This window comes from Streptomyces albidochromogenes (genome assembly GCF_005981925.1).
GTDB classification, from domain to species: Bacteria; Actinomycetota; Actinomycetes; order Streptomycetales; family Streptomycetaceae; genus Streptomyces; species Streptomyces albidochromogenes.
Window position 1 is genome coordinate 1 of record NZ_VBVX01000364.1, and the last position, 5,910, is coordinate 5,910.

Genomic DNA, 5,910 nt, shown 5'->3' on the forward strand with positions numbered 1-5,910 from the left:
CCGCCCCCGCGCCGGTCAGGCGGTGCGGGACGCCTCGAACGCCGTCCGGGTCAGGAAGGCGAGCCGCGCGCGCTTCTCGGGCAGGAAGACCTCCGGGAGGTCGATCTCCGGCATCACGATCTCCGGGCCCAGCTCGAACCCGGTCCGCTCCAGCAGCGCCACCGCCTTGGCGTTGCCCGCGTCGGGCTCCGCCACGATGCGCAGGTGCTCCGGGTCCGAGAACACGAAGTCGATCAGCGTGGCCAGCAGGTGCCCGGTGAAGCCGTGCTCGGGAGCGGCCCCGGCCGTGGGACCGATGAGGATGTGCACCCCGAAGTCCCCCGGCCGGGCGTCGTAGCACTCGCTGACCCGGTCGGCCTCGGGGTCGTACGTCTGGAACAGCGCGACGGGCGCGCCGTCCCGCAGTACCACGTAGCCGTGGTGGGTGGTGAGGGAGTCCAGGTGCGCGTAGATCTCCTCGACCTGTTCGACGGTCGTTCCGCCCATCCCCCAGAACCTGGCCCGCTCCTCGGTGACCCAGCCGTGCAGCAGCCGGGCGTCGCGCCCCGGGTCGACGGGGACGAGGCGGACCGTGCCGAAGCCGTCGATGTGCTGCTCGTGCGCGCTGTGCCGCCCGTACACGGTCTCGGCGGCGTCGATCGGGGGCGTGGTCATCGGGACTCCTTGGTCAGACGGTTCCAGTCGGTGGTCACGGGCACGAGTTCGCCCCGCAGCCACACCGGCAGTTGGTCGCGGTGGTGCGCGTCGCCCGGTACGCCGGACGCGCCGAGCGGCACCACCCACAGGCTGTCCTCGCGGCGCGCGAGGTCCCACACGTAGCGGGCGGCCGGTCCGCGCGCGCAGAGGTCGGTGACGCCGGGCACGCTGGACGTGGACAGCACGCAGTCGTGGTCCCCCGCCACTCCGGGCCATCCGCCGGGCGGCGCGGAGGGCAGCGCCTGCCACGGCGCGAGGCGGTGCACGTCGCCCCAGGCCACCGGCGCCACGTCCGTCGCGGCGACCGCCTCGACGGCGGCCGCGACAACGGCGGGGCGGTCGATGCCGGGCAGCAGACCGGTCGTCAGCAGGGTCTCCAGCGCGAAGCCGACCCGCCCGGTGAGGGCGAGCCACGGCAGGAAGACGCCGGGGTACGCCGGGTCCGCCACCGGTTCGGTCAGCGCGGCCAGCTCCGGGTGCGCGGCGATGCGCCGCACCACCTCCGTCCGTACGGCGGCGTACACCGTGGCGTCGGTGCTGTCGGCCTCCATCCGGCGGTCCCAGCGCAGGAGGCGCTCCCGCAGCCGCTCGGCCCGGTCGCCGAGCCCTTCGAGGCCGGCGAGCAGCTCCAGCAGCGGCCGGGCGGACGCGAGATGCGTGTCGGTGTGCACGCCCGCCATCTCCCCGGCGGTCCACGCCTTCGACCCGCCGAGCAGCTGCCCGATGCGGTCCGCCCGGTACGGCGGTGCGAACTCGACGCCGAGCGGCGCGGCCAGTCCGCGCTGGTTGGCCATCACGGCGACGCCGTCGACGTCCGCGCGGGGCATCGGCAGGTCCTCACCGCGCCAGGTGTACGCCGCCTCCCAGGCGGGTACGACGCGCAGCCCGTTGTCCCGGTGGCGCAGCGGGACGCGGCCCGCGACCCGGTGCAGCAGGCCGCCCTCGGTGTCGGCGGCCTGGACGACGTTGACCGGCTCGACCCACCGCTCGAACGCCCGGTCCACGTCGTCGACGGTGCGGGCCCTGAGCAGCGCGGGCAGCGCGGCGAAGCCGAGGTCCTCGTACACGCGCGTCGGGCAGCGCAGGCTGACCGCCAGGTCCTCGCCGGGGCCGCCGATGACGACAGGGCCGCGTTCGGTCTCGACGACCTCCGTCTCGACCGGCTCGCCGCCCGCCACCTCGACGGTCTCGGTGCGGACGGCGGCGGGCCGCCATCCGTCGGGGCCGAGAGCCTCGACGCCGCCGTCGGGTGTGCGCCGCAGGCGCTCCCGGTAGAGGTCCTGGTAGTCCGCCATGGCGTTGGTGATGGCCCACGCGACGGTGGAGGTGTGGCCGAAGTGGGCGATGCCGGGGATGCCGGGGACGGCGAGGCCGACGACGTCGAACTCGGGGCAGGCGAGGCGTACCTGCTGGTAGACACCCGGGTCCTCGATGAACCGGTGCGGGTCTCCGGCGATCAGCGCGGCGCCGGTGGCGGTGCGCTCGCCGGTGACGAGCCAGCCGTTGCTGCCGGCGGTTCCGGGGCCGTCGGTGGCGAACAGGGTGATCGCCTCGTCGCCGAGCCTGCGGGCGACCTCCTCGCGCCACAGCTTCGTGGGGAAGCCGGCGAAGAGGATGTGCGTGGACAGCCAGATCCCGAGCGGCGTCCACGGCTGCCACGCCCCGGGGGCGAGCCCGGTGGCGGCGAACTCCGGGGCGCGGCGGGCCCCCTCGGCAAGCCCCGCGTTGACGCCGTCGACGTAGCGCGTGATCCACGCGGCGGTGTCCGCGTCGAGGGCACGGAAGCAGCGCCGGGCGGTGTCGTCCAGGCGGGACCTGCGGGCGAAGACGTCCCAGCCGACCGCGTCGGGGCCGAGGAAGGCCGCGGTGGTCCCCTGGGACCGGTGCCGCTCGACCTCGATCTGCCACGCGCGGTCGGTGGCGGCGTTGCGGCCCTGCGCGAACGCGAGGTCGTGCGCGGTGGCGGCGCGGAGATGGGGGATTCCCCAGGCGTCCCGGAAGACCTCGGTGCTCACGTCGTTCCCCATCCGAATCCACTGGCTTTAGGTAAGGCTGGCCTAACCTAATCCACGCCCGACCTGGGAACCAATCCGGGGTCGCCCCGCAGGGGCCTCGGGCCGCTTCCCTCACCGCCCGCGCAGGGCCGAGCGTACGAGCCGCAGGTCGTCGTCGGACGCCAGTCCCGCGTGGTACAGCCGCAGTTCGGTCGCTCCGAGCGCGGCGGCGCGGGCGGCGTCCCGGGCGAGCGTGGCGCGGGGTGAGCGCCCCGGTGGAGTGGCAGGCGGACGCGAGGGTGACCTGCTGGACGCCGAGGTCGGCGACGCGGGCCGCCGCGTCGGGGTCGCCGACGACGTCCCACGGGTAGAGGGAGGCGCCGGCCCTCACGCGCGCCCACCGCCGCCGGGGGCGCCGGCCAGGGCCCGGCCGCGCTCGACGAGCTCGGCGAGCATCTTGACGTGCGCGGGATCGGGTTCGCTCAGCGGCGGCCGCACCTCGCCGACGTCCAGGCCGGTCAGGCGCACGCCCGCCTTGACGAGCGAGACGGCGTAACCGGGGCCGAGGCCGCGCAGGGCGACGAGCGGGGCGTAGAAGCCGTCGAGCAGGCGGTTGACGGTGCCCTCGTCGCCGCTGCCCAGGGCCCGGTGGAAGGCGAGGGCGATGTCGGGGGCGAAGGAGAAGACGGCGGAGGAGTAGAGGGTGACGCCGATGCCCCGGTAGGCGAGGGCGGTGAGTTCGGCGGTGGGCAGTCCGTTGACGTAGAGGAAGGGGTGCCCCGGGGGCAGTTCGCCGCGTACGGCGCAGATGGTCCGCTGCATCAGGCCGAGGTCGCCGTGGCCGTCCTTGAGCCCGATGACGCCGGGCACCCGGGCGAGTTCGACGACGGTCCCGGGGGTGAGGACGGCGTTGTCGCGCTGGTAGACGATCACGTCGAGGGAGGTGGCGGCGGCCAGTTCGGTGTAGTGGCGCAGCAGTCCCCGCTGGTCGGCGGCGACCAGGTACGGCGGCATGGCGAGCAGCCCGTCCGCGCCCGCCTCCTCGGCGGCCCGCGCGAACTGCACGGCGAGCGCCGTGCCGTAGCCGGCGCCGGCCACGACCGGGACGCGTCCGGCCGCCTCTTCGACGGCGGCGGCCACGCAGGTACGGAACTCCCGCGGCGTCAGGGCGTGGAACTCGCCGGTGCCGCAGCAGGCGAAGACGGCGGCGGCGCCGTCCTCGATGCCCGCGCGCACGTGCGCGCGGAAGACGTCGACGTCGAGCGCGCCGTCCGGCCCATACGCGGTGACGGGGAAGAAGAGCAGGCCGTCGAGTCGGCCGGCGAGCGGGGCTGAGGTCACGGGCGCTCCCTGTGCGTGCACAATGATGATCCGTGTCTATATCCCTGAACGCCGCCACGGTAAAGCAGCCACCTGGGGGCGGTCAAGACAAGAAACGCCAAGCGGGAGACGGATTGTGCGGCTCCGCGCGACACTTGACCGGGTCCACCGCCGCTCCCCAGCGTGTCCGTCCATGTGAATCAGATCCACGGACACGTACGACGCCGCCCCGAGGAGACCCGCCGATGCCCGCACCCCGCACCGTCCTGCTGACCGGCGCCGCCGGAGGCGTCGGCACCCTGATGCGCGGCCTCCTGCCGGCGTACGGCTACACCCTGCGCCTCTTCGACGCCACGCCCATAGACGGCGAACCGGCCGCGGTCACCGCCGATCTGGCGGACAAGGAGGCACTGCGCGAGGCGGTGCGCGGTGTCGACGCGGTCATCCACCTCGCGGGCATCTCGCTGGAGGCCCCCTTCGACAAGATCCTGCGCGCCAACATCGAGGGGACGTACAACCTCTACGAGGCCGCCCGCACGGAAGGCGTGCGGCGGGTGGTGTTCGCCTCGTCCAACCACGCGATCGGCTTCACCCCGGTGCCCGCCGAGGGCGCGCCGCTGATCCCGGTCGGCACTCCGCACCGCCCCGACACGTTGTACGGCCTGTCGAAGGCCTTCGGCGAGGACCTGGCGCAGCTCTACTGGGACCTGCACGGCATCGAGACCGTGTCGGTACGGATCGGTTCCTGCTACATGGAGCCCACCTCGGTCCGGATGCTGTCCATCTGGCTGAGCCCCGGGGACGGCGCCCGCCTCTTCCACGCCGCGCTCACCGCCGAGGACGTGGGCCACACCGTCGTCCACGGGTCCTCCGCGAACACCCGCCTGTGGTGGGACCTGGACTCCGCGCGGGCCATCGGTTACGAGCCCCGTGACGACTCCGAGCAGTACGCGCGGAAGCTCGTCGCGGACCAGGGCGAGCTGGACCCGTCCCACCCCGACCACGCGCACCTGGGCGGCCCGTTCTGCACCGACCCGCCCCAGTGGCCCTACTGACGGCGCCGGGCCCGCACGGCCGGCCGCCCGAAAACCCCGCGACGGCGACGGCCGGGGCGGGGCACCATACGGTCATGCCACGCCCCCACGGATTCAGGTACGAGCGGTTCGCCGACGGCACCGTCGCGATCACCCACCACGGACGCCCCGCGGGCACCCTGCGGGGCGCTCGCGCGCAGAGGTTCCTGGCCGAGGCCGAGGCGGGCGACGGCCAGCTGGTCATGGCGCGCTGGACCGGGGCGTACAAACACGGCAACGAGCGGGTGGCGAAGAATCACCCGCGCAACGGGTGACGGACAAGGGAACGGCAATGCCGCCCCGGTCGTTAGCTTTGGCATGACCGCAATGACCCCCGGCTCGAACATCCCGCTCCCCACCGCCCGCGTGGCCGTGGATGTCGCCGCCCCCGTGCGGCTCGACGTATCGGGCCTGCTGCTCACCGCCGACGGCAAGGTCCGCTCGGACGACGACTTCATCTTCTACAACCAGCCCACAGGCCCCGGCGTCACCTACCGCTCCGGCGGCGGCACCGCACCCGACGCCATCGTGGTCGACACCGCCGCGGTCCCGCCGGGCATCGAGAAGATCGTGGTGACGGCGAGCCCGGACGCCGCCGGGCAGACCTTCCAGGGCATCGAGCCCACCGCCACGGTGCGGGGCGACGACGGCGCCGCCATCGCGACGTTCACCCCGCCGCAGCTCGGCTCCGAGACAGCGCTCGTGATCGTGGAGATCTACCTCCGCAACGGCGCGTGGAAGGTGCGCGCGGTGGGCCAGGGCTACGCCAACGGGCTGGCCGGCATCGCCACGGACTTCGGCGTCTCGGTGGAGGAGCCCGCCACCCC

Annotated in this window: 6 protein-coding genes; 3 read left to right on the forward strand and 3 right to left on the reverse strand. The window is 74.2% G+C overall.

Annotated features, from left to right (window positions below; translation table 11 throughout):
* Positions 1 to 15 precede the first annotated feature (15 nt).
* The 3 genes from E2E34_RS30080 to E2E34_RS30090 all read right to left on the reverse strand — a co-directional run bounded on the left by E2E34_RS30080 (position 16) and on the right by E2E34_RS30090 (position 4,031).
* Positions 16 to 654 carry a GNAT family N-acetyltransferase gene (locus E2E34_RS30080; protein WP_138905030.1) on the reverse strand — a complete coding sequence of 213 codons (639 nt, stop codon included), beginning with the start codon at positions 652 to 654 and terminating at the stop codon, positions 16 to 18.
* On the reverse strand, positions 651 to 2,711 hold the full coding sequence (locus E2E34_RS30085) for a penicillin acylase family protein (RefSeq protein WP_138905031.1): 2,061 nt from the start codon (positions 2,709 to 2,711) through the stop codon (positions 651 to 653). The genes E2E34_RS30080 and E2E34_RS30085 overlap by 4 nt, the downstream gene beginning before the upstream one ends.
* A gap of 366 nt (positions 2,712 to 3,077) precedes the next feature.
* Complete coding sequence (locus E2E34_RS30090) at positions 3,078 to 4,031, reverse strand: 5-dehydro-4-deoxyglucarate dehydratase (RefSeq protein WP_138905032.1); 954 nt, start codon at positions 4,029 to 4,031, stop codon at positions 3,078 to 3,080.
* Positions 4,032 to 4,255: 224 nt separating this feature from the next.
* On the opposite strand from E2E34_RS30090, the gene E2E34_RS30095 reads away from it, so the two are divergent.
* The 3 genes from E2E34_RS30095 to E2E34_RS30105 form a co-directional block, all read left to right on the forward strand.
* On the forward strand, positions 4,256 to 5,065 hold the full coding sequence (locus E2E34_RS30095; RefSeq protein ID WP_138905033.1) for an NAD-dependent epimerase/dehydratase family protein: 810 nt from the start codon (positions 4,256 to 4,258) through the stop codon (positions 5,063 to 5,065).
* A gap of 74 nt (positions 5,066 to 5,139) precedes the next feature.
* Positions 5,140 to 5,358, forward strand: coding sequence for a hypothetical protein (locus E2E34_RS30100; protein WP_138905034.1), 219 nt, complete (start codon positions 5,140 to 5,142; stop codon positions 5,356 to 5,358).
* A gap of 43 nt (positions 5,359 to 5,401) precedes the next feature.
* Positions 5,402 to 5,910: TerD family protein (locus tag E2E34_RS30105; protein WP_138905035.1), on the forward strand; the 509-nt coding region annotated here is incomplete at its 3' end.